Raw genomic sequence first — 21343 nt, 5'->3', positions numbered from 1 at the left:
GTTGAAGTAGACGAATGTGATAGCTTGATCAACGCCTCAACATTACCCCTGCAATGGCCGCAAACAGTAAGCTAGGCAGTAAGGCGCCAAGGAATGGTGGCAGCTGATAGACTAAACTCACTGGGCCAAATACTTCATTGAGAATAAAGAAACCGAAGCCTGTCAGTACGCCCATGATCACGCGAGCGCCCATTGTAACGCTACGCAGCGGGCCAAAGATGAACGACAATGCCATTAACAGCATTACGCCTACCGAAATAGGTTGGAATACCTTGCGCCACAAGGCGAGTTGATAACGAGAAGGGTCTTGATCGTTATTTTCTAGGTAGTTCACGTAATCCAGCAGCCCAGTAATAGATAAAGCCTCTGGCTTAACCGCAACAATGCCTAGTTTGTCTGGTGTCAGTGTTGAATTCCAACGCATGCGGTTATTTTCATCTACTGTAACATTCGTTTCAGTAAACTTGGTTACTTCAACGTCGCTTAGCCACCAACCGTCGCCGTCGAAGGCCCCATTTTTAGCGTGAGTAATGCTCTCTAGCGACAAGTCAGGGTTAAAGCTAAATATGCTCACATCTTTGAGAGAGTCTTGGCTTAACACCTGACCTATGCTTACAAATCGGTCGCCATCCTTTGCCCACACCAGCTTATCGGAAGAAAATAAACTACCGCCTGAAATGGCTTCAGTTCTTATCTGTTTTGCCTTGGTTTCACTGTACGGGGTGACCCACTCGCCAACGGCCATCACTAATAAGATCATTACAAGGGTCGACTTCATGGCTGAGTTTATGATGTTCCAGCGGCTCATACCTGCGGCCTGCATCACTACCAATTCGCTATTGCTAGCCAGTACGCCCATGCCAATAAGGCCGCCCAGCAATGTTGCCATAGGGAAGAACTGCTCTAAGTCGCGAGGCAAGCTTAGCAATACGTAGATAAATGCGACCAGCATGTCATAGTCGCCTTCGCCAATTTTTCGCAGCTGTTCTACAAATTTAATAAGCGCGCTTAAGCCAATTAGTACACTAAGCGTAACGGTAATAGTGCCTAACAGCGTACGGGCGATATATAAATCGAGGATCTTAAACATCTACTTTTTCCCCAATATCCAAGCGCGAAGCTCAGTGCCGGTTTTTCTGTCTCGCACAATCAACATGACACCAATAATCAGCATGATGGTATGCACCCACCATAAGCCAAGCTGAGGTGGCATTTTGCCGTCTTCTAACACTCGTCTACTCGCAAGCAGCAGCAAGAAGTATCCCAAGTAAAGCAGGATGGCAGGGAACATTTTACCAAAGCGCCCCTGACGCGGGTCGACTGCGCTTAGCGGCACAGCAATTAGTACTAAAAACGGAATGGAAAGCGGTATGGCAATACGCCACTGAAGTTCTGCTCTAGCTTCAATACTGTCGTCTTCCCACAGTTCGTTAGTAGGCAGTACGCTTACCTTACGACGAGTTTCGTCGGCAGGTTTATCGGCAATCTGAATTTGGTATTCGTCAAATTCTACTTTGCGGAAAGCCTTTTCAGATTGCTTTCCTTCGTACTGTACCCCTTCTTTCAGTACAAGGTTTCGCGTGCCGTCAGGGTTATTTGCCACTTCACCAGTTTGTGCATACACAACGCGCACGTCGCCTTCGCTATCGTCTGTTTGATTTTGCGATAAAAACACACGTTGTAGCTTATCGTTATTGTCTACATCGTGAACAAAAATAACCGCTTTTTCGTTACCGGTTTGCTGGAATCTACCTGGCATTAGCGCCGATATTCCCGCCTCATTTCTGGCTTTTTCTCGCAGCTGATACTCGTTCTCTGCAGCCAATGGCGCGAAATAAAGGGTAATTGCGCCTGTGACTATCATGATAAGTACAGACAAGAACAGCATTACCCGCGTTACATACCATTCACTGATACCACAGGCTCGCATTACGGTCATTTCACTGTCTACATACAGCCTGCCATGTGCCAGCATAATGCCCAAATAGGCGCTGATAGGCAGCACTAATGAAGAGAGGATAGGGGCATATAAACCTAGGAAGCCAAGCACTAGCCCAGCGGGAATATCACCGTCCGAGGCGTCGCCCAAAACGCGCACAAATCGCAAGGTGACAAAAATTGCCATTAGGATAAAGAAAATCGCTAACTGAGATTTCAGCGTTTCCTTAAGTAAATAGCGGAATATCAGCATCTCAGCCCTTCCGGAAAATTAGGAATTTTAGTGAAAGAAAGCACAATTTTGTTTAAACTTACCGTTTTTACAAGTTTTGCCTGCAATCATAAACCGTTTGCATGGTGTTTTGACGCAAATTTAACCTATATTCAATAGGTCTTTAAGCGTGAATTGCAGCGAACTAAAAAGTTATGCTGCGTATTAAAACATAAAGCAGCGCGAAACGTTACGTGATTTTAGTCATCGTGCAAACCATAAACGACGAAAAGCGAGGTGATATCGTGGAGTTTAGTGTAAAAAGTGGCAGTCCTGAAAAGCAACGCAGCGCATGTATTGTTGTAGGTGTCTTCGAGCCGCGCCGCCTAACGGCAGTGGCTGAACAGCTAGACGAAATCAGTGAAGGTTATATCAGCAACTTGTTACGCCGTGGCGACCTTGAAGGTAAAGCCGGCCAAATGTTGTTGCTACACAACGTGCCAAATGTACTAAGCGAGCGCGTGCTTCTAGTCGGTTGTGGTAAAGAGCGCGAATTAGACGAGCGCCAGTACAAAAACATAATCGCCAAAACCATTCAAACATTGAATGAAACAGGCTCGATGGAAGCGGTATGTTTCCTTACCGAACTTCACGTTAAAGGTCGCGATACCTACTGGAAAGTACGTCAGGCAGTAGAAGCAACTGAAGACACGCTTTACACCTTTATGCAGCTTAAAACCAAGAAAGGCGAACCACGTCGCCCACTGCGTAAAATTGTATTTAACGTACCTACACGCCGTGAACTTACTGTGGGTGAACGTGCAGTTGAGCATGGTTTAGCGGTTGCTCGTGGTGCGAAAGTGACCAAAGATGTGGCTAACATGCCGCCAAACATCTGTAACCCAGCGTACCTATGGCAGCAGGCGCAAGAGCTTGCCAGCCAGTACGACAGCGTAACCGCTGAAGTCGTTGATGAAACCCAAATGGCAGAGCTTGGTATGCAAGCGTATTTGGCTGTAGGTCGTGGTTCAGACAACGAAAGTATGATGAGTATTATGCATCATCGCGGTGGCCCAGCTGATCAAGCCCCAATTGTACTTGTAGGTAAAGGCCTTACGTTCGATTCAGGCGGCATTTCAATTAAGCCAGGCGAAGCCATGGATGAAATGAAGTACGACATGGGTGGTGCTGCAGGCGTACTGGGTACCATGCACACTATCGCGGCGCTGAATCTGCCCATTAACGTTATTGGTGTATTGGCAGGCTGTGAAAACATGCCAGATGGCAAAGCGTACCGTCCGGGTGACATTCTAACGACTATGTCGGGTCAAACCGTTGAAGTGCTAAACACTGATGCCGAAGGCCGTTTAGTATTATGCGACGCGCTAACCTATGTAGAGCGCTTCGACCCAGAGCTAGTAATTGACGTAGCCACGCTAACTGGCGCAGCGATTATCGCACTTGGTCACCATGCAACAGCGGTAATGAGTACGCACAATCCGCTTGCTCACGAACTACTTAATGCGTCAGAGCAAAGCTCAGATCGCGCATGGCGTCTACCGCTATGGGACGATTACCAAGAGCAGCTTGAAAGCCCGTTTGCCGACATGACGAACCTTGGTGGTCGCCCAGCAGGGTCAATTACTGCGGGTTGTTTCTTGTCGCGCTTCACTAAGAAGTACAACTGGGCTCACCTTGATATTGCCGGTACGGCATGGCGCAGTGGTAAGAACAAAGGCGCAACAGGCCGTCCAGTGCCTATGCTGTCTCAGTTCCTAATGAACCGCGCTGATATCAAGTTAGAGGACTAATCATTCATGCCACAAGTGATATTTTATCAACTTACCAGCAGTGACAATGGTGTGGCAGGCCGCGCCAGCGAAGTTATTGCATCAGCGTTTGCCAATAAGCAAAAAATTAGCGTGCTGTGCGATACACAGGCGCAGGCTGAAGAAGTTGATGAATTGTTGTGGCAGCTGCCGGCTGACCGCTTTGTGCCCCATAACCTTTATGGTGAAGGGCCGCAATCGGGAACGCCGGTGGAAATTTGTTGGCGGCCAGAGCAGGTAGCCAGACGACAAATGGTGGTTAATGTGGGGTCCGGTATGGTGCCTACACCCAACCAGCATCGTCAAATCATCGATTTTGTACCCGTGGACGAGAACGCCAAACAGGCCGCGCGGGTAAGATACAAAAACTATCAGCAAGCTGGATGCAACATGCAGTTCAAATCTGCATAAGTCATTCGCGTTTAGCTTCAATTTGAGAGTGTGTAATGGATAAAACCTTCGAACCGCAGTCCATCGAGCAGCAATGCTACAAGTCATGGGAAGAGGCGGGTTTATTTAAAGCTTCAGGTAGCGGCGACCCTTATTGTATTTTGCTTCCGCCACCAAACGTTACCGGTAGCCTTCATATGGGCCATGGTTTCCAGCAAACCATTATGGACGCCTTAACCCGTTATCACCGCATGAAGGGCGACAATACGCTATGGCAAGTGGGTACTGACCACGCCGGTATTGCTACCCAAATGGTGGTAGAACGCCAACTTAACGCACAAGGCAAGACGCGCCACGATTTAGGTCGCGAAGACTTCATTAAGAAAGTGTGGGAATGGAAAGAGCACAGCGGCGGAACGATCACCGGTCAAATGCGCCGTCTAGGTACGTCTCCTGACTGGTCTCGCGAAGTGTTTACCATGGACGAAGACCTGTCTAAAGCCGTAACTGAAGTATTCGTTAAGCTACACGAAGAAGGCCTTATTTACCGCGGTAAGCGTTTGGTTAACTGGGATCCAGTGCTTCACACTGCAGTATCTGATCTTGAAGTACTGAACGAAGAAGAAGACGGCCACATGTGGCACATGCGCTACCCACTTGCAGATGGTAGCGGTGAGCTAGTGGTTGCGACAACGCGTCCTGAAACTATGCTAGGTGATACCGCGGTTGCGGTACACCCAGATGACGAGCGTTACCAAGGCTTTATCGGCAAAGAAATTAAGCTACCGATTACTGGCCGTTTAATTCCGGTTATCGCCGATGACTATGTCGATCAAGAATTCGGTACAGGCTGCGTTAAAATTACGCCTGCTCACGACTTCAACGACTACGATATGGGTAAGCGTCATAACTTGCCTATGATCAACATTCTTACCGACGATGCGAAAATTAATGATGATGCGCCAGAAGCATATCGCGGTTTAGATCGCTTCGACGCCCGTAAGCAAATTGTTGCTGATTTAGACGCACAAGGCGCATTGGTTAAGATTGAGCCGCACAAGCTTAAAGTGCCGCGTGGCGACAGAACAGGTGCGGTAATTGAACCCTACCTAACTGACCAGTGGTATGTAGCCGTTGAGTCTCTTGCTAAACCTGCAATTGAAGCGGTTGAAAGCGGCGAAATTCGTTTTGTGCCAGAGAACTGGAACAAGACTTACTACCAGTGGATGCACAACATTCAAGACTGGTGTATTTCACGTCAGCTGTGGTGGGGACACCGCATTCCGGCGTGGTACGACGAAAACGGTAACGTTTTTGTTGGCCGCACCGAAGAAGAAGTGCGTGAAAAACACGGCCTTGGCAGTGACGTAACCCTTTCACAAGACGATGATGTACTAGATACCTGGTTCTCAAGCGCACTATGGCCGTTCGCGACCATGGGCTGGCCAGAAGAAACGCCAGATCTAGAAACCTTTGTACCGTCTTCAGTGCTAGTAACCGGCTTTGACATCATCTTCTTCTGGGTTGCCAGAATGATCATGATGACCAAGAAGTTCACGGGCAAAATTCCGTTTAAAGACATCTACATTACTGGTCTTATCCGTGATGAGAATGGCGATAAAATGTCAAAGTCGAAGGGCAACGTGCTTGACCCCATCGATTTGATTGACGGTATTGATATTGAATCGCTTGTGACTAAACGCACTGCTGGCATGATGCAGCCTCAGCTTGCTGAGAAGATTGCCAAGCGTACTCGCAAGCAATTCCCAGACGGCATTCAGGCCTACGGTACAGACGCATTGCGCTTTACCTTTGCCGCTATGGCGTCAACCAGCCGCGATATCAACTTTGATATGGCCCGTGTTGAAGGCTACCGCAACTTCTGTAACAAAATTTGGAATGCATCGCGTTTCGTATTGATGAACACAGAAGAGCACGATACAGGTCGCGACGGTGGTGAAATGGTGCTTAGCATGGCCGATCGCTGGATTTGGGCTAAGTTCCAACAAACGCTGGTTGAGTTTGAAAAAGCGCTTGAAGACTACCGTTTCGATATTGCAGCACAAACCGTTTACGAGTTCACCTGGAACCAGTTCTGTGACTGGTATCTAGAGCTTACTAAGCCAGTGCTTAACAATGACGCCAGCACCGAAGCTGAAAAGCGCGGTACACGTCATACGCTTATTAACGTACTTGAAAGCCTGCTTCGCTTGTTGCACCCACTAATGCCATTTATCACCGACACTATCTGGCAGCGCGTTGTGCCACTAAGTGCACTTAAGGTGGAAGAGGGCGCAAGCATTATGGTTCAGGCATTCCCTGAAGTTGATGCAGCGAAACAAGACGACAAAGTACTAGCTGATATCGAGTGGGTGAAGAAGTTTATCGTGGGTATTCGTAATATCCGTGGTGAAATGGATATCTCGCCAAACAAACCACTTAATGCGCTACTTAAAAACGTAAGCGACGAAGACGCGCGTCGTCTTGATGCGGCTAAGGCATTCCTAGATAAGCTTTCTAAGCTTGAAACCGTAACCATATTAAAAGACGGTGAAGAAGCGCCAGCCAGCGCAACAGCACTTGTGGGTGAGATGGAAATTCTTATCCCAATGGCAGGGCTTATCGACAAAGACGCAGAGCTTGCTCGTATTACTAAAGCCATGGAGAAAATCGAGAAAGATGTATCTCGTACTCGCGGCAAATTGGGTAACGAGAAGTTCGTAAGTAATGCGCCAGAAGCGGTAATTGAAAAGGAACGCGCTAAGTTGGAAGAGGGTGAAAAAGCCCTAGCCAAACTTAAAGAGCAGTTCGAGACCATTAAAGCGCTTTAAGTGCAGCCCCTAGAACGGGTTGTGTCGATACAAATTAGAAGGGTTACCGAAAGGTAACCCTTTTTTATTAGCAATTGAACAGGCCCTAAACATAGCGCTGTTTGCCTAAGTACTGTTTTAACATGCCTATCAATGATTTTTGCTTTATTGGCTTGGTGAGGTAGTCGTTCATACCCGCGTCTATCGCGCTTTGTTTATCTTCCTTCATTGCATTGGCCGAAAGGCCGATAATAGGTACGCCAGTAAAGCCTTTTTCGCGGAGTTGTTTGGTTGCCTCATAACCGTCCATCACTGGCATTTGTACATCCATCAATATTAGGTCGTACTGCGGGGCATTTTCTACTTTTTGCACGGCTTGCTTGCCGTCTTCTGCAATATCGAAAGTAAGCCCAAGATTGGTAAGCATTTCTCCGGTGACGAGTTGATTTATATTGTTGTCTTCCACTAATAGAACGTGGCCTTCTAGTGACGTTGCTTCGGCTTCTTCACTGAAATGATGTCCGTCATAACTTGCATCTTTAGATATCACCTGATGAACAAAACGCTCAAATTGCGCAGGTGTGAATGGATGCATGATAAGTGGGCCTCTCCATAGCGTGTCATATTTAGCTTGTAGCGCGCTGCCTGCACTCTCCATTACCAGGCCTACCGACTTCCCTTTTTCTAGTAAGGCGTTTAACCAAGCAATATTCTGTCTGAACTCACTGAACTCATGGATATCTACAATGATATGTTCAGGTAAAGCGGCGATATTTTTGGCTTCTTCTATTGATAGCGTTGATTTAGTCGGCAGCTGTATCTGGTTGCAATACGCCGCAGGCAGCAATGCTACTTCAGTAACATAAAGGCTATCAACAGGTAGCTGAGGTGTTTGTTCAAGCACGCCTGGTTGGTTTTTGAATGCTTTCAGCGGTAGTTCAACTTCAAACGTACTGCCTTTTCCCATAGTAGAAGTGGCATCAAGGCGGCCGTTCATAAGTTCAGTAAGCTGGCTTACAATCGCAAGGCCTAGGCCGGTACCGCCATATTTTCTGTTGGTTGAACCGTCTGCTTGAGTGAAAGGATTAAATATTCTATCTAGCTGGGCTGCACTCATACCTATGCCGGAATCGGTGATTCGCATGGTAAGGTTTAACACGTTCCCTTTTTCGTTCAAGTTGCCGTCAAACTCAATATCTATACGCCCTTGCTCGGTGAACTTCACAGCATTGTTGCCTATATTCATAATTATTTGCGCGATACGCAGTGGGTCGCCAATTACTTGCGGAGGTATCTTTGGATTTACCGTAAAGTGCACCGATAAGTTCTTTTCTTTTGCGCGTAGTGCAATGACTGCAATGAGGTTGTCGAACAGTGAATGCAAAGAAAAACTCACTTCCTCAATCTTCAATTTACCCGCTTCAATTTTTGAGAAGTCGAGAATATCGTTAATTACGCTCAGTAATATTTGCCCTGAATACGCTGCCTTGTCGAGATACCCTTTAACAGTAGTGGACAGCTCTTGCTGTTGCGCCAGTTCTATTAGTCCGATAATACCATTCATCGGCGTGCGGATTTCATGACTCATATTGGCTAAAAACATACTCTTTGACGCGGTTGCTTGCTCCGCTTTTATTTTCGCCTCAGTAATCGCTTTATTTAAGCTTTCAAGCTGCGAGTTCATGGTTCTTGCTTCACCTAGCAGTTTTTCTGTCTCTCGGTTTTTATCACTAAAAACAAGCGCCGCTTTTGCTAGCTTGCCAATTTCATCTTTTCGACTGCTGCCAGGAATATTGGAAATTTGTACGCCTTGGGCAAGTTTGTTGAAAACTTGAGTGATAGAGCGGATAGGACCCAATATGCGAAACATGGTAAACAGCGCGGCTGAGAGGGCGAGTAGAATGGAAACAAGAGAAAATAGTTCTCCGTTACGCTGTGTGCTTTCAGCCAGTGTATAGGTGCGTTGGGTCGCAATTTCAGAGTCTGTGGTTACTTTTTTGGCCAGCTCACCGCTTAAATAGAGAAATTCATTGGCAGAACCTGCCATGACTACGTTAACCAAGAATAAATTACCTTGAGTTATCTGGGTTAGCTTAACGAAATCGGCTTTAATGTTTTCCGATAATCGCTCAACTCTTTCCTGAAGAGATGTATTTTTCGTTAGCGTTAATTTTCGTAGTGAATCTGTGGCTTCGTTGAATGCTCGAATAAAACCCATGTCGGGTTTCATCAGATATTTCAACATCGCACTTTCTGCCCGAATAAGAAGCGACTTTGCTTGTTCTTCAGAGGCAGCAGAGATATCCCCGTTTGCTTTAGCGTCACTCAGTATCTTTTCCAGTAACGTAATATCAGATAGGGTGCCTCTTGCAATAAGATTATCCCTTTCAGAGCGCGCATCGACAACTTGAGTAAAGTTCTCTTGATAGGCGTTAAGATGCCCCTTCATTCTAGAAAGGATATGGTTGCCTTCCTGTTCTTCGTTGTCTTCGTCTACCAGAGCCAGCTTGTCGAGCTTGTTGTTAATAGTCACCATGAGTCGACTGAAGCGAGTAATGGCTGATTTACTCGCATTCTCTTTGAATATGAGCACGTTGCGCTGTAAGTCCACCACATCCCGTTCAAGTTCCTTAACAAGTGCAACATCAACTACTGCCTTTGACGCTGATGCCACGCCTTTGTTTAGGACTTCTTGGTTTTCTCTAGCAATAAACCCCTGTGCCAATATAAGCGCTATAAGAGCGAGTAGCACGGTGATAAGCTGAATTCGAATTGACGATAACATGTGAACTAAAAAAGCCTTATTCCATTAACGTTATGAGTTTTTACTTAACGCAACATTATGCAGTGATGAATTCGTACCACTTCTGCAAACTGTATTCGTAGGTTGGCATAACGGTATTCCATACGGCAACATTACTAAAACGCTCTTCATAACTCCCACCAGTGCGCTGGGCGCCTTGTCTAACACTAATATTTCCGTCGGGCCCTTTAAGCGGCTCTGATGCTACTTGCCCTTTGTACCAGTAATTCCATTCGGCGTCTGAAAGATATTGAGCTGAACGTTTAGGGTTGGAAATATAATAGCCCTGTCTGGCAATAAATGCGCCAGGCCACCCCGACAGCCACCAATTCATATATTCGTAAGCCACGTCCTTTATTCTACCTTGTGTGGCAGAGGACATGCACATTACACCGTGCCATCCGCGATAGCCTTCTTTCGGAGCTGCAAACGTAACCGGAATATCTTGACCGTTCAGTGCAGAGACCGCAGGCGAAAACATGCTTTCGATTGCAACCCGTCCACTTTTCATGAACTCTACAGATTCAGGGACCGAGGTCCAGAATCCATTGAAATGGTTTAACTGATTCAACTCTATAAGTAAGCTAAACAAATCATCAAGCTCATACTCGGTCATGGCACCGATATCTTGGAATTGAATGAATCCTTTAGCTTGTGCGGCAAGTGCTAAATCGAAAAGTCCGATAGTGGGGTCGTTAACTATGCCCACTTTTCCTGAATAGCGACTGTCTAAAAGCCAGCCCCAGCTTTCTTCTTGCCCTTGCAGTTCTTTGGGTAACTTTGATGTGTCATAGCCAAAAGAGTCAACATTGTGCACATAAGGTAAAAAACTAATTGTGTCAGTATGGTTGGCGCCTAGAGTGCCGTCGTCCTGTACGTTAATAATTTTATGAGGTGCGTCGCCAGCGCCCATTCGCGCGTTCTCGGTAAGTTTTCCAGTTTTGCTTAAATCGTTTATTTCTTCCCAATACTGAAGGCGTTTCTTCTCTATGGGCTGAATAGCATGAGCGCGCCACAATACATTAATGCTATTAGACCACTGCTCATAAAGGTCGAATGACGTGGGGTTCATCGACGCCTTTTGAAGAACGGTTGCACTGCCACCCGGCTCGAACTCAATATTAATGCCTAAGTCTTCCATGGCGCGCTGACGAATGGCTTCTTGAAGCGTGACATGAGTGCCTAATACGCGCAGCGTCGGTTTTTCTTTTCCGATTGAAAAAGGGGTAATGCCCGCAGTAAGGCCAAAGGCGAGACCGCCCTTTAATAAGGTACGGCGCTGGAAAGAAGAAGCGACGTTTTTATCTGAGTTTGAAGGCATTAACGTACGTCCATAGTAAACGATGACCCTCCATCATTCTGGCATCTATTTCATAGAGTTACCAAAAAATGTTACCTCATAGTTAAAAATAAAACGCTGCTTTGACATATTTGGTAACACATCAAAATTAGCGAGTAGTTAAATTTTGTATTATAAAGATATCAAAATGATATCAAAGGTGAGTGATATGAAAGAAAAGAAAGGGTTTTCGGTAAACGGTTATTTGATGATCTGTATTTTGCTAGTCGCACAGGCTGCTACGTTTTTCTATGCAGTGTCGGGTAACCCCGAAGCTGGTTTAATTCTAAGCGTTTTAGTGGGAAGTTTGTGGTTGGGCTATTTCATGGTGCAACCCAACCAAGCTAAGGTCATGACGTTTTTCGGCAGCTATGTAGGTACTGTCTCTGATGTTGGATTACGCTGGACAATTCCTTTGTTCCGTAGAGCTAATATTTCTTTGCGCATAAGAAACTTTGAAAGTGCCAGAATTAAAGTTAACGACAATCAAGGAAACCCCATTGAAATCGCCTCTATTGTCGTGTGGAAAGTGAGCGATACTGCTGAAGCAATGTTTGACGTAGACGATTACGAAAGTTTTGTGCGAATTCAAAGTGAGTCCGCAATCCGCAATATGGCAAGTAGCTTTCCTTACGATCCTCGTGACGACGAGCAAGCGGAAGTCGCGCTTCGTAGCCACCCGATAGAGATATCAGCGCGTTTACAAGAAGAGATCCAGGCTCGCCTTGCGAAAGCTGGGATCACAATCTTGGAGTCTCGTATCAGCCACCTTGCCTACGCGCAAGAAATCGCAAGCGCCATGCTACAGCGTCAACAAGCATCAGCTATTGTGGCTGCCCGGAAGCAAATTGTAGATGGTGCTGTGGGAACGGTAGAAATGGCACTTCAGCGATTAAATGAAAAGGGTGTAGTAGAGCTTGATGAAGAGCGTAAAGCGACGATGATCAGTAATTTATTAGTTGTGCTTTGTGGTGATAAGTCGACGCAACCGGTTATTAATACAGGTACAATCTACTAGCTCGTTTTTTAATTTAAGTTTGAAATTGTAGTGCCGCAGCAATGCACTGCGGCACATAAGGTTTGTGATTTTGGCAAAGAAAAAAGCGTATCCACTTAGGATAAATGAAAATGTACTTGCCGCCATGGAGCGATGGGCTGCCGATGACTTGCGCAGTGTAAATGCGCAAATAGAGTATGTATTAAGACAAGCGCTAGTGAAGCAGGGAAGAGTGAAGCTGGTAGAAAAAGTGGTAGTAGAGGTTGAAGAAATAGACTCCACTCAAAAAGATAACTGAACGCGAAATAGCAGGGTATCAGCTATCTTTTCGATATGATTATCACTAGCTAAGGCTTAGATATTCCGCTTGATTCTGCGTCTAACAAGTACAATGCCACCTAATAGACACAGTGGGAGTAAAGACCATGCTCCGCCATGCTCTTCTACTATGACTACCGTATCTTCAACCACATATTCATTATTTTCACTTTCAAGGGGAAGATAGGCGAGTGCACTGTCATCATAGGCATCGGTATACGCCACAAGCATTTCGGTATCTGCATCATAAAGCTCTAATAGAATGTCGTACTCACCGGCCGGATAGCCAGAAACTAATGTGCTTTCAATGGTAAAGGTATCTGTTGAGTCTTCTGAGTAGATGTAAAATTCAGACGACACGTGAATCGACTCGTACACGTCGTTTTTTCCCAAATACAGGACCGCGTATACTGGCGCGCGAGTGAAAATGGTGTCGGCGTCAAACTCAATCGAAAACGTAGAGTGATAACCATCGTAATCAATGTCCTGCTCAAGCGTTACCCAGCTTTCATAAATCCAAAACTCATTAATACTGCTGACTACGATATCGCTAGAGGACTTACTCACGGCTAAATGCTGTTGATGCTTACCCGCTTTGGCAAGGGACTGTTGGTCAGTCTCAACGTTATCAACAGATTGAGAGATTGTTTCTTCGCTTGTCAATGCTGCTGAGGTTTTAGGCAGCAGCGATTCAGCGGCAATAAATGGTTTGTCGTAACGGTATTCGTTAGAGGTAACGTTTTTGTTTTGTGCGCTATTTTCGGTACTGGCATGCACAGGTGACATAAGCGCAAGCTGTATTGTTGCAATAGCAGAATATGTAGTAAGTGAGAAAAGTAGCTTTTTCATCTGTCCATCCTTTTCCAATCGATAATGACAGTGTCATTGTTGACGGAAAAAGATGAACAAAAGCTGAAGGGTAACTTAACGCCTTCTCAGTTAAAACGGTGAGGGTGCCTTAGAGATCAGTCGTCGAAGTAGTGATCTTCTTCTTCGTATTCACCTTCTTCACGCGGCTCGAAGTAAGTACCCCAACCGTCGTAGGTTACATCATGCTTGTCGGCAATTTTAAGCAAGGTGTCAGAGTCCGCATTAAGCTTTTCAATATCTAGCTTTCGCTCTGCAACTGCGTCGAAGCAGAAAATGGTTTCGCCATCATCAAGAATAAGCTCTTCTGCGTCGGTGACTTCAAAACCAGCTTTAAACGCATCAACAGCTGCCTTTTCTAGCACGTCGAAGTCAGTGCTGGCGAAGTGGTGCTCAATGGTATAGTCGGCATCGGCTTGGCTGCCGTCTTCTAGAAGGGCATCAATAGTTTCTTGGTTAAACTCGTACCACTCTTCTCTTTCATCGAACTGGGTCATAATAAACACTCGTTAGCAATTTTGACGCAAGTTTACCTGCTTTTTTCCAGTTCATCGACCTGTGTATTAAGCGCATCAAACTTTTGTTTCATTTCATCGTTAAAATGCACCATCCACTCTTTAATTGTCTTGTCTTCGCTCAAAGCCTGAGGGGCGGCAATATCAATTAGCACAATGCCGTTATTCCAACGGTTCCATTTTACTTTATTGTGCAAATTGCTGGCGGTTACCATAACAACCGGTTCGTTGGTGGTCTTAGCTAGGCGAAACGCACCTTGCTTAAAAGGTAATATGCCTCTGCCATAGCTTCGTGTACCTTCTGGGAATAACCATACCGACGTTTTCTTTTTCGCAATGCGTTTTGCAGCAATATCGAGTGTATTACGGGCTTTACCGGAATTCTTTCTATCAATCATGATATTGCCTGACAACCAATAGATTTGGCCGAAAATAGGGATCCACTTTAAGCTCTTTTTGCCAATGGTTACCACGCCAGGCAGTGCAGCTTTACAGATAGTGATAACGTCGAAACTGTTTTGATGATTGGCGATGTAAACGTAGGGCTCGTTTATTTTAACCGCAGGATCTTTCTTTATAATAATTTTGAGACCTACGACCTTAGCCATAAGTGAATACATACTACCCGCAATATGCACGTTATCTTTGTGAAAAGGTCGTGCGATACAAACAATTAGCAGAACGATGTTAATGAGTAAAAAGGCGATAAAAAGTGCCGGAATGCGGAATAAAGCGATCAAAACAACTCCTAGATACAATTGACGCGCGCAGTATAGATGAAGTTTCAGCGTACACTTGTCCGATGAGTTTTTACAGTGCGGAAGGTATAGTTGAGCAATAAGTTGGAAAAGTGGCTATGTTTCTCACCTTTAGTATGAGGAAATTTTGCCGATACCCAATTACAATAATAAAAAGCGCAATCGAACCTAACTCGGTAACCACTATATGCAGACATTTACTCCAGACGACCTAGAAGAAGATATTCTTGCTGACCTTATGGAGGAAATAAACGAACTCTATGAATCAAGTGAACAAACCTTGATTGAATTAGAGCTTCGTCCGGAAGACAACGAATTGCAGCGTGCTCTGTTTCGCTCAATCCACACCATTAAAGGTGATTTAGGCCTGGTTAACTTCTCTCCCATGATCCCGCTTTTGCAGCATGTAGAGGACTTGCTAGATTATTTGCGCAAAGGGCAGGTGGCCTACACAAGTACTATGAGTGACTTGGTATTGCTTACTATGGACAGAGTAAAAGCCTTTGTAGAGGCTGTAATGGCCAATGGCAAAGCCGAGTACGATGACAATCTTCACAATCAGCTGGTTTTAGCTATCGGTCGTGTGACACCTGAAAATACTGCTGAGCATGAAAAACGCCTTACCGAAGCGGTCTTATTACTTAACCCAGCGTTAGATATTGTTGCGGATGAAGACGACCCACAAAACGTTCAGATAAAGCCCCCTTCGTTAGCGGCTACAGGTATCCCTAAAGATATTAGTAGTGAAAAGAAGCAAGATATTCTATTTTTCCGCGACTTAATGCAAACCATTGAACGCCGCTCTAACTACTGGTCTGGTCGTGGTGATCGCATTGCCAAACTGGCTATGTATATTAACGATGTGGCCGAAAACCCTATCGACGAAGATCAGCTTGCCGTAGCCAGCTATGTGCATGACTTCGGAATGGCCTTCATGCCATTGAAGCTTTTGCACAAAGGCGATGCGCTAAGCGATATCGAATTTAATCTTATGCGCTCTCATGTGTATAAAAGTGCCCGTTTGTTAGAGCACCTAGACCAATGGGATATGGCGCGCAAAATCGTGATGCAGCACCATGAACGCACTGATGGAACAGGTTATCCATTGGGGCTAAAAGAAGACGATATATGTGAAGGTGCGAAGTTACTTGCCATTGTTGATACCTACGATGCAATGACACACCCAAGAGCGCACAATGAAGACAACGTACTTTCCAAAAAAGAGGCGGTAATAGAAATAAATCGAAGCGCCAAAGGCCAGTTTAGTATGAAGTGGGTAAGGCATTTCAATCAGGGAATGACGGCGCTACTGACGAAAGGACATTAGGTAGCAAGCCGCTCATAAGCTAGCAGTGAGTTCCCTGCTAGCTTTCGGCGTAGTCACTAGGGTTAATTCACACCGAGTTCTTTCAGTTTACGGGTAAGCGTATTTCTTCCCCAACCCAAGCGTTTAGCCGCATCTTGTTTATGACCATGAGTGTGCTGAAGTGCTCGCTCAAGCATAATACGCTCAAACGTCAGCATCGCGTCGTTAAGAATATTGTGATGGCCGTCGCGAAGCTGTTTATCGGTCCAGCTTGCCAACAAATCTGGCCACTCACCCGATTCAGCGCTAGGTTTTTCAATACTGCTGTCGCTGTGAATTTCCGGTGGCAGATCGCTGGGCAGCACTTCTTGACCACTCGCCATTACTGTTAACCAGCGACACACGTTTTCTAGCTGCCTTACGTTTCCAGGCCATGGTAGCTGAGACATTACGCGCTCAGCGTCTTTCGATATGCTTTTAGCTTCTACATCAAGTTCTTTGGCTGCTCGGCGCAAGAAGTGACGGGTCAGTAATGGAATATCTTCGCGGCGCTCGTTAAGTGAAGGAAGGTGCACTCGGATAACGTTTAAGCGGTGGAACAAATCTTCCCTAAACTTACCTTCAGCAACCCTTTGTTCTAAATTCTGGTGAGTTGCAGCGATGATGCGTACGTCCACACTCACTGACTGATGGCCACCGACACGATAAAACTGGCCGTCTGCAAGCACACGTAAAAGGCGGGTTTGTACATCTAACGGCATATCGCCTATTTCATCTAAGAACAATGTTCCGCCGTCGGCTTGTTCGAAGCGGCCTTGGCGAGCTGCCTGGGCTCCGGTAAACGCGCCCTTCTCATGGCCAAATAGCTCTGACTCTACAAGGTCGGCAGGAATGGCGGCCATATTAAGGGCGATGAAAGGTTTACTTGCTCTTGGGCTGTGCCTATGAAGGGCGTGCGCCACAAGTTCTTTACCCGTTCCTGATTGCCCGTTAATTAGCACGCTAATTGAAGAGCGAGACAAGCGACCTATGGCACGAAACACTTCCTGCATGGCAGGTGCTTCGCCAATAATTTCCGTTACTACGTCTTCAACTTGCGCTTTAGATACGGTGGACTGCTCTCTGGCATGTGCCAGCGCCCGCTGGGTTAAGGTTACTGCCTCGTCGATATCAAATGGCTTTGGCAAATATTCAAAGGCGCCTTTTTGATATGCGTTAACTGCGCTGTCTAAATCCGAATGCGCCGTCATAATGATAACGGGGAGCATAGGGTGCGAGGCATGCACTTCGTTCAGTAACGTCATGCCGTCCATTTGTGGCATTCTTATGTCTGAAATGATGACTTCAGGGGCTTGGCTGCTTTGAAGTTGAAGCAATAAATCTTCAGGGTTTTCAAAACTTAAGCAGCTGATATCTGCTGCTTGTAAGGCCTTTTGCAGCACCCAACGAATAGAACTGTCATCATCGACAATCCACACAGACTCATTCGTCATCGTCTGTCTCCTTACGATCTATTGGTATGTAAATTACGAACTCAGTGTGACCAGGGTAGCTATCTACATCTATTTTGCCGCCGTGGTGGTTTATAAGGGTCTGTGAAATAGACAAACCCAACCCAGAGCCATTTTGCTTGCTTGTGACCATGGGGTAGAAAAGTGTGTCTTTTACTTCAGCCGGAATACCCGGGCCGTTATCAATAATTTTTATTTTTGCTACCAGCGCGTGACGCTTCGTTTGAATTGTCATTTGGCGCTCTATTCGCGTAATTAACCTAATTTGTGGGTTGGGGGTTTGACTCTCGGTTAATGCCTGAACGCTGTTGCGCACAATATTGAGCACCGCTTGCTGAATCATGTCAGGGTCTAACATAAGCGGTGGAATGCTGGGGTCATAGTCGCGAACTATGGTAATGGGATTGTCTGAGTCAAAGCGCATTAAGCTGCGTATTTTTTCAAGCGCTTGATGCACGTTACTTTCTTCAAATCGAGGTAGTGAATTAGGTCCAAGCAAACGATCAACTAAGTTTCGCAGACGATCAGACTGCTCAATGATCATGCTTGTAAATTCTTTATGCTCGTCAATCAGCTCTTTTTCTAATAGCTGTGCTGCACCGCGAATACCACCAAGAGGATTTTTGATTTCGTGTGCAAGGCCGCGAACCAATTCTCGTGCTGCGTAATGTTGCGCGTTTTGTAAAGTTTCTCGAGAAATTCGCTTTTGCTGGTCAATCTTTTTAACTTCAAATAGCAGTCGTGGGCCGTCTTCGAAGTGCAAGTTGGTAACGGTTAGGTCGGCAGATACATAGCGGTTATCTCGAAAAGCCAACTTAATTTCGTTTTCGGTGAAATCTTCACCTTTTCTGATGGCAGCTTTAAGTCGGGTGGTTTCTATTGTGCCCGGCAAGAAAAAATCTTGAAGTGGATGCCCAATAAGTTGTTTTAATCCAGTCTCAAACAAAGCTTCACCAGCGTGGTTGGCATAAACAATCGTAAGTTTGTTGTCTACCATTACCAGTGCGGTATTTAGGCTATTGATTAGCTGTTGTGTTTCTAACTCGGTGGAATGCATCCGAGCTCGTCTCCTTTGCTCCATAATTGTGCATTGTAGCTTGCAATGATGCGTTGCGCGAATAAAGAGCTCAAGAAGAAATGTTCACTGAACCTCTATGGTGCGCATACATAACAATGGTTGCACGCTATTAGTTATTAATTAACGCCGATGCCTGATGCAGGTAAAGGGTTTGTAATGGAGACGATGCAAGAGTCTTGCCCGTATTGTTCGTGAGTTCAACTTTATAAGTATGTGCCCCACGATGGATACCAGAAAGCTTAAAGACGCCTGAACTATTGCTAGCTAATGGGGCGTCGTCAAAGATTAATCGGTAGATTGGCGCTTTGGGTGCACCAGGTTGTGCGGCAGAGATAGTGAATTCTCCCAAGTTATTGCGAATTGTCGCTTCTGGTGCAGGTGACTTAATGACTACGCGATAGTTGGGCTTGGGGGCAGCCGGCTTCGCAGGGGGAGGTGGAGTAACCTTTGCCGCGGTTACTACGTTTTGCGTTTTTACATCGAACGCTAGGGGTTCTGCGTTTTGCTGCGGCTTGTCAGTGTAAGTCACAGAGCCGTCTTTACCTACCACCTTGTATATGGTCATTGGAGAGGTAGCTGCAGCTGATGTTGCATTGCCGCTTTGTTCGGTTTCGCTTTCTTGTGCTTCTTGCTGGGTACTTTGTTGGCTCAGCATTTCCGCTTGCACAGGCAGTAAGCCGTTGCCGCTACTTAGTAATAGCGAAATTAAGCAAATGTGTCGCGTCATGTTGTGCACGTGTCGTTACCTAATTAATGTGGTTTTGGCTAGCTGGCTAATTCACATAGCTTGCTACGTCTGGCTTATTGATAACCTCTTTAGATGTATGCAAGTGCAGCGGGGCAAAGCCCTGTGCGCAGTTGATGTAGCATGAAAGAGTATTCGTTAGCATAGCTATAAAAACATAGTAGATAAATCGTACGCATAAAAAAAGCCCGCAGAGCGGGCTTTAGTATAAATTGCTATACAGTGCGAATTTACACGCTGTAGTACATGTCGAACTCAACTGGGTGAGTAGTCATGTTAAGTTTGGTTACTTCTTCAGACTTAAGGTCGATGTATGCATCAATCATGTCGTCAGTCATAACGCCACCTGCTTTAAGGAAGTCGCGGTCGTTATCAAGGGCTTCAAGCGCCATTTCTAGCGAGCTTGCAACTGTTGGAATTTCAGCAGCTTCTTCTGGCGGTAGGTCGTACAAGTCTTTATCCATTGAATCACCAGGGTGGATCTTGTTCTTAATACCGTCGATACCCGCCATAAGCATAGCAGTGAACGCTAGGTATGGGTTAGCTGTTGGGTCAGGGAAACGTACTTCAATACGACGTGCTTTATCGCTAGTTACGTGAGGAATACGAATAGATGCAGAACGGTTACGTGCAGAGTATGCAAGCATTACCGGTGCTTCGAATCCAGGAACCAGACGCTTGTATGAGTTAGTAGAAGCGTTAGCAAACGCGTTGATTGCGCGCGCGTGCTTGATGATACCACCAATGTAGTAAAGTGCTTCCTCAGAAAGACCTGCGTACTTGTCACCTGCAAAGATGTTTACGCCATCTTTAGAGATAGATTGGTGACAGTGCATACCAGAACCATTATCGCCAACAAGCGGCTTAGGCATAAAGGTAGCTGTTTGACCGTATGCGTGTGCAACGTTGTGAACAACATACTTGTAAACTTGAATTTCGTCAGCTTTCTTAACTAGCGTATTGAATTGGCAAGCAATTTCGTTTTGGCCAGCAGTTGCTACTTCGTGGTGGTGCGCTTCGATAACAAGGCCCATCTCTTCCATAACTAGACACATTGCAGCACGGATATCGTGAGCAGAGTCCACTGGTGGTACTGGGAAGTAACCGCCTTTAACGCCAGGGCGGTGTGCCATGTTGCCGCCTTCAAACTCTTCGCCAGAGTTCCACTTTGCTTCAGAAGAGTCAATCTTGTAGAAAGAACCCGCCATGTCAGTGTGGAAGCGTACGTCATCAAAAAGGAAAAACTCTGGCTCTGGGCCGAAGAAACATGTGTCACCGATGCCAGTTGATTTTAGGAATTCTTCTGCACGACGAGCAACTGAACGAGGGTCACGCTCATAACCTTCCATTGTTGAAGGTTCAACGATGTCACAACGGATGTTTACTTGTGTTTCCTCAGCGAAAGGGTCAACTACGCAGCTTGTTGCGTCTGGAAGAAGAACCATGTCTGATTCGTTGATGCCTTTCCAGCCAGCGATTGAAGAACCGTCGAACATTTTACCTTCTTCGAAAAACTCTTCATCAACTAGGCCCGCAGGGATAGATACGTGTTGTTCTTTACCTTTTGTATCGGTAAAACGTAAATCTACAAACTTCGCTTCACTTTCTTTAATCAGCTCTAATGCCTTTTCTACTGACATCGTGTCCTCCAGGTTTAATGTAAAAATGCGGAATGATCAGCTTCACTCCAACAGTGGCAAAAGTGAAAGCGATTATCATGCCATCTATATGTCTACCGATTTCAGTGGCATAGACGGACATCTATCACTTCCGCTTGGATTAAATTGCATCATATTGGTGCAATGTTGCACCAATATGGCGTTTCATGCTCATTTGCACGTCAATCAGCCTAGATTACTTTGTAGCGTATAGCTACCAAATATGATTAATTAGGTGCAACGGGGCTGGTTATTTGTTGAACAAGTGTT

At 45.8% G+C, this 21343-nt stretch carries 17 protein-coding genes; 6 read left to right on the top strand and 11 right to left on the bottom strand.

Translation table 11 applies throughout. The features are described 5' to 3' along the window. Window positions 1-28: 28 nt before the first annotated feature. Together lptG and lptF are read right to left on the bottom strand one after the other, a co-directional pair. Window positions 29-1090, bottom strand: coding sequence for an LPS export ABC transporter permease LptG (lptG, locus tag ACFI6J_RS01125; protein ID WP_014977294.1), 1062 nt, complete (start codon window positions 1088-1090; stop codon window positions 29-31). Continuing rightward, on the bottom strand, window positions 1091-2191 hold the full coding sequence (gene lptF, locus ACFI6J_RS01120; RefSeq protein WP_014950603.1) for an LPS export ABC transporter permease LptF: 1101 nt from the start codon (window positions 2189-2191) through the stop codon (window positions 1091-1093). A gap of 263 nt (window positions 2192-2454) precedes the next feature. Here lptF and pepA point away from each other — a divergent pair, with 263 nt between their 5' ends. The 3 genes from pepA to ACFI6J_RS01105 are packed head-to-tail and all read left to right on the top strand — an operon-like array spanning window position 2455 to window position 7199. Beyond that, the gene (gene pepA, locus ACFI6J_RS01115; RefSeq protein ID WP_014950602.1) at window positions 2455-3960 is read left to right on the top strand and encodes a leucyl aminopeptidase; all 1506 of its coding nucleotides are present in this window, start codon (window positions 2455-2457) and stop codon (window positions 3958-3960) included. Window positions 3961-3966: 6 nt separating this feature from the next. Then, window positions 3967-4389, top strand: coding sequence for a DNA polymerase III subunit chi (locus ACFI6J_RS01110; RefSeq protein WP_039226120.1), 423 nt, complete (start codon window positions 3967-3969; stop codon window positions 4387-4389). A 35-nt stretch (window positions 4390-4424) separates the two neighbouring features. Continuing rightward, on the top strand, window positions 4425-7199 hold the full coding sequence (locus tag ACFI6J_RS01105) for a valine--tRNA ligase (RefSeq protein WP_168462826.1): 2775 nt from the start codon (window positions 4425-4427) through the stop codon (window positions 7197-7199). Window positions 7200-7284: 85 nt separating this feature from the next. Here the strand turns inward: ACFI6J_RS01105 and ACFI6J_RS01100 are convergent, their stop codons facing one another. After that, on the bottom strand, window positions 7285-9963 hold the full coding sequence (locus tag ACFI6J_RS01100; RefSeq protein WP_462585606.1) for an ATP-binding protein: 2679 nt from the start codon (window positions 9961-9963) through the stop codon (window positions 7285-7287). 55 nt (window positions 9964-10018) lie between these two features. Continuing rightward, window positions 10019-11302, bottom strand: a complete 1284-nt coding sequence (locus tag ACFI6J_RS01095; protein WP_269350658.1) for an ABC transporter substrate-binding protein — start codon at window positions 11300-11302, stop codon at window positions 10019-10021. 187 nt (window positions 11303-11489) lie between these two features. Here ACFI6J_RS01095 and ACFI6J_RS01090 point away from each other — a divergent pair, with 187 nt between their 5' ends. Both ACFI6J_RS01090 and ACFI6J_RS01085 read left to right on the top strand, forming a co-directional pair. Beyond that, window positions 11490-12338, top strand: coding sequence for an SPFH domain-containing protein (locus tag ACFI6J_RS01090; protein WP_014980187.1), 849 nt, complete (start codon window positions 11490-11492; stop codon window positions 12336-12338). A 70-nt stretch (window positions 12339-12408) separates the two neighbouring features. Continuing rightward, on the top strand, window positions 12409-12615 hold the full coding sequence (locus ACFI6J_RS01085; RefSeq protein WP_039235341.1) for a type II toxin-antitoxin system antitoxin: 207 nt from the start codon (window positions 12409-12411) through the stop codon (window positions 12613-12615). A 56-nt stretch (window positions 12616-12671) separates the two neighbouring features. Here ACFI6J_RS01085 and ACFI6J_RS01080 read toward each other — a convergent pair whose 3' ends face one another. The 3 genes from ACFI6J_RS01080 to ACFI6J_RS01070 form a co-directional block, all read right to left on the bottom strand. Then, complete coding sequence (locus tag ACFI6J_RS01080) at window positions 12672-13484, bottom strand: choice-of-anchor H family protein (protein WP_462585604.1); 813 nt, start codon at window positions 13482-13484, stop codon at window positions 12672-12674. 116 nt (window positions 13485-13600) lie between these two features. After that, entirely contained in the window at window positions 13601-13999 is a 399-nt protein-coding gene (gene rraB, locus ACFI6J_RS01075) for a ribonuclease E inhibitor RraB (protein ID WP_014950594.1), read from the bottom strand. Window positions 14000-14031: 32 nt separating this feature from the next. Beyond that, on the bottom strand, window positions 14032-14757 hold the full coding sequence (locus ACFI6J_RS01070) for a 1-acylglycerol-3-phosphate O-acyltransferase (protein WP_014950593.1): 726 nt from the start codon (window positions 14755-14757) through the stop codon (window positions 14032-14034). 205 nt (window positions 14758-14962) lie between these two features. Between ACFI6J_RS01070 and ACFI6J_RS01065 the strand changes: the two genes are divergently transcribed. Next, a complete protein-coding gene (locus tag ACFI6J_RS01065; RefSeq protein WP_462585603.1) occupies window positions 14963-16102 on the top strand; it encodes an HD-GYP domain-containing protein in 1140 nt (379 codons plus the stop codon). A 62-nt stretch (window positions 16103-16164) separates the two neighbouring features. Here ACFI6J_RS01065 and glnG read toward each other — a convergent pair whose 3' ends face one another. The 4 genes from glnG to glnA form a co-directional block, all read right to left on the bottom strand. Next, window positions 16165-17574, bottom strand: a complete 1410-nt coding sequence (glnG, locus tag ACFI6J_RS01060) for a nitrogen regulation protein NR(I) (RefSeq protein WP_014980179.1) — start codon at window positions 17572-17574, stop codon at window positions 16165-16167. Beyond that, window positions 17564-18649 (bottom strand): nitrogen regulation protein NR(II), encoded by a 1086-nt coding sequence (glnL, locus tag ACFI6J_RS01055; RefSeq protein ID WP_014950590.1) that lies wholly within the window; start codon window positions 18647-18649, stop codon window positions 17564-17566. The genes glnG and glnL overlap by 11 nt, the downstream gene beginning before the upstream one ends. Before the next feature lie 130 nt (window positions 18650-18779). After that, window positions 18780-19406, bottom strand: a complete 627-nt coding sequence (locus ACFI6J_RS01050; protein ID WP_014980178.1) for a hypothetical protein — start codon at window positions 19404-19406, stop codon at window positions 18780-18782. A gap of 239 nt (window positions 19407-19645) precedes the next feature. After that, entirely contained in the window at window positions 19646-21055 is a 1410-nt protein-coding gene (gene glnA, locus ACFI6J_RS01045; protein ID WP_462573570.1) for a glutamate--ammonia ligase, read from the bottom strand. Window positions 21056-21343: the final 288 nt, after the last annotated feature.

The sequence above is a fragment of the Alteromonas sp. G4i13 genome, assembly GCF_054960505.1.
This window is presented reverse-complemented; position numbering and strand designations above follow the sequence as displayed.

Bases quoted from the DNA above. Each gene is read 5' to 3' on its own strand.
- lptG (WP_014977294.1), bottom strand. From the start codon at position 1,090: ATGTTTAAGATCCTCGATTTATATATCGCCCGTACGCTGTTAGGCACT.
- lptF (WP_014950603.1), bottom strand. From the start codon at position 2,191: ATGCTGATATTCCGCTATTTACTTAAGGAAACGCTGAAATCTCAGTTA.
- ACFI6J_RS01110 (WP_039226120.1), top strand. From the start codon at position 3,967: ATGCCACAAGTGATATTTTATCAACTTACCAGCAGTGACAATGGTGTG.
- ACFI6J_RS01105 (WP_168462826.1), top strand. From the start codon at position 4,425: ATGGATAAAACCTTCGAACCGCAGTCCATCGAGCAGCAATGCTACAAG.
- ACFI6J_RS01100 (WP_462585606.1), bottom strand. From the start codon at position 9,963: ATGTTATCGTCAATTCGAATTCAGCTTATCACCGTGCTACTCGCTCTT.
- ACFI6J_RS01095 (WP_269350658.1), bottom strand. From the start codon at position 11,302: ATGCCTTCAAACTCAGATAAAAACGTCGCTTCTTCTTTCCAGCGCCGT.
- ACFI6J_RS01090 (WP_014980187.1), top strand. From the start codon at position 11,490: ATGAAAGAAAAGAAAGGGTTTTCGGTAAACGGTTATTTGATGATCTGT.
- ACFI6J_RS01080 (WP_462585604.1), bottom strand. From the start codon at position 13,484: ATGAAAAAGCTACTTTTCTCACTTACTACATATTCTGCTATTGCAACA.
- rraB (WP_014950594.1), bottom strand. From the start codon at position 13,999: ATGACCCAGTTCGATGAAAGAGAAGAGTGGTACGAGTTTAACCAAGAA.
- ACFI6J_RS01065 (WP_462585603.1), top strand. From the start codon at position 14,963: ATGCAGACATTTACTCCAGACGACCTAGAAGAAGATATTCTTGCTGAC.
- glnG (WP_014980179.1), bottom strand. From the start codon at position 17,574: ATGACGAATGAGTCTGTGTGGATTGTCGATGATGACAGTTCTATTCGT.
- glnL (WP_014950590.1), bottom strand. From the start codon at position 18,649: ATGCATTCCACCGAGTTAGAAACACAACAGCTAATCAATAGCCTAAAT.
- glnA (WP_462573570.1), bottom strand. From the start codon at position 21,055: ATGTCAGTAGAAAAGGCATTAGAGCTGATTAAAGAAAGTGAAGCGAAG.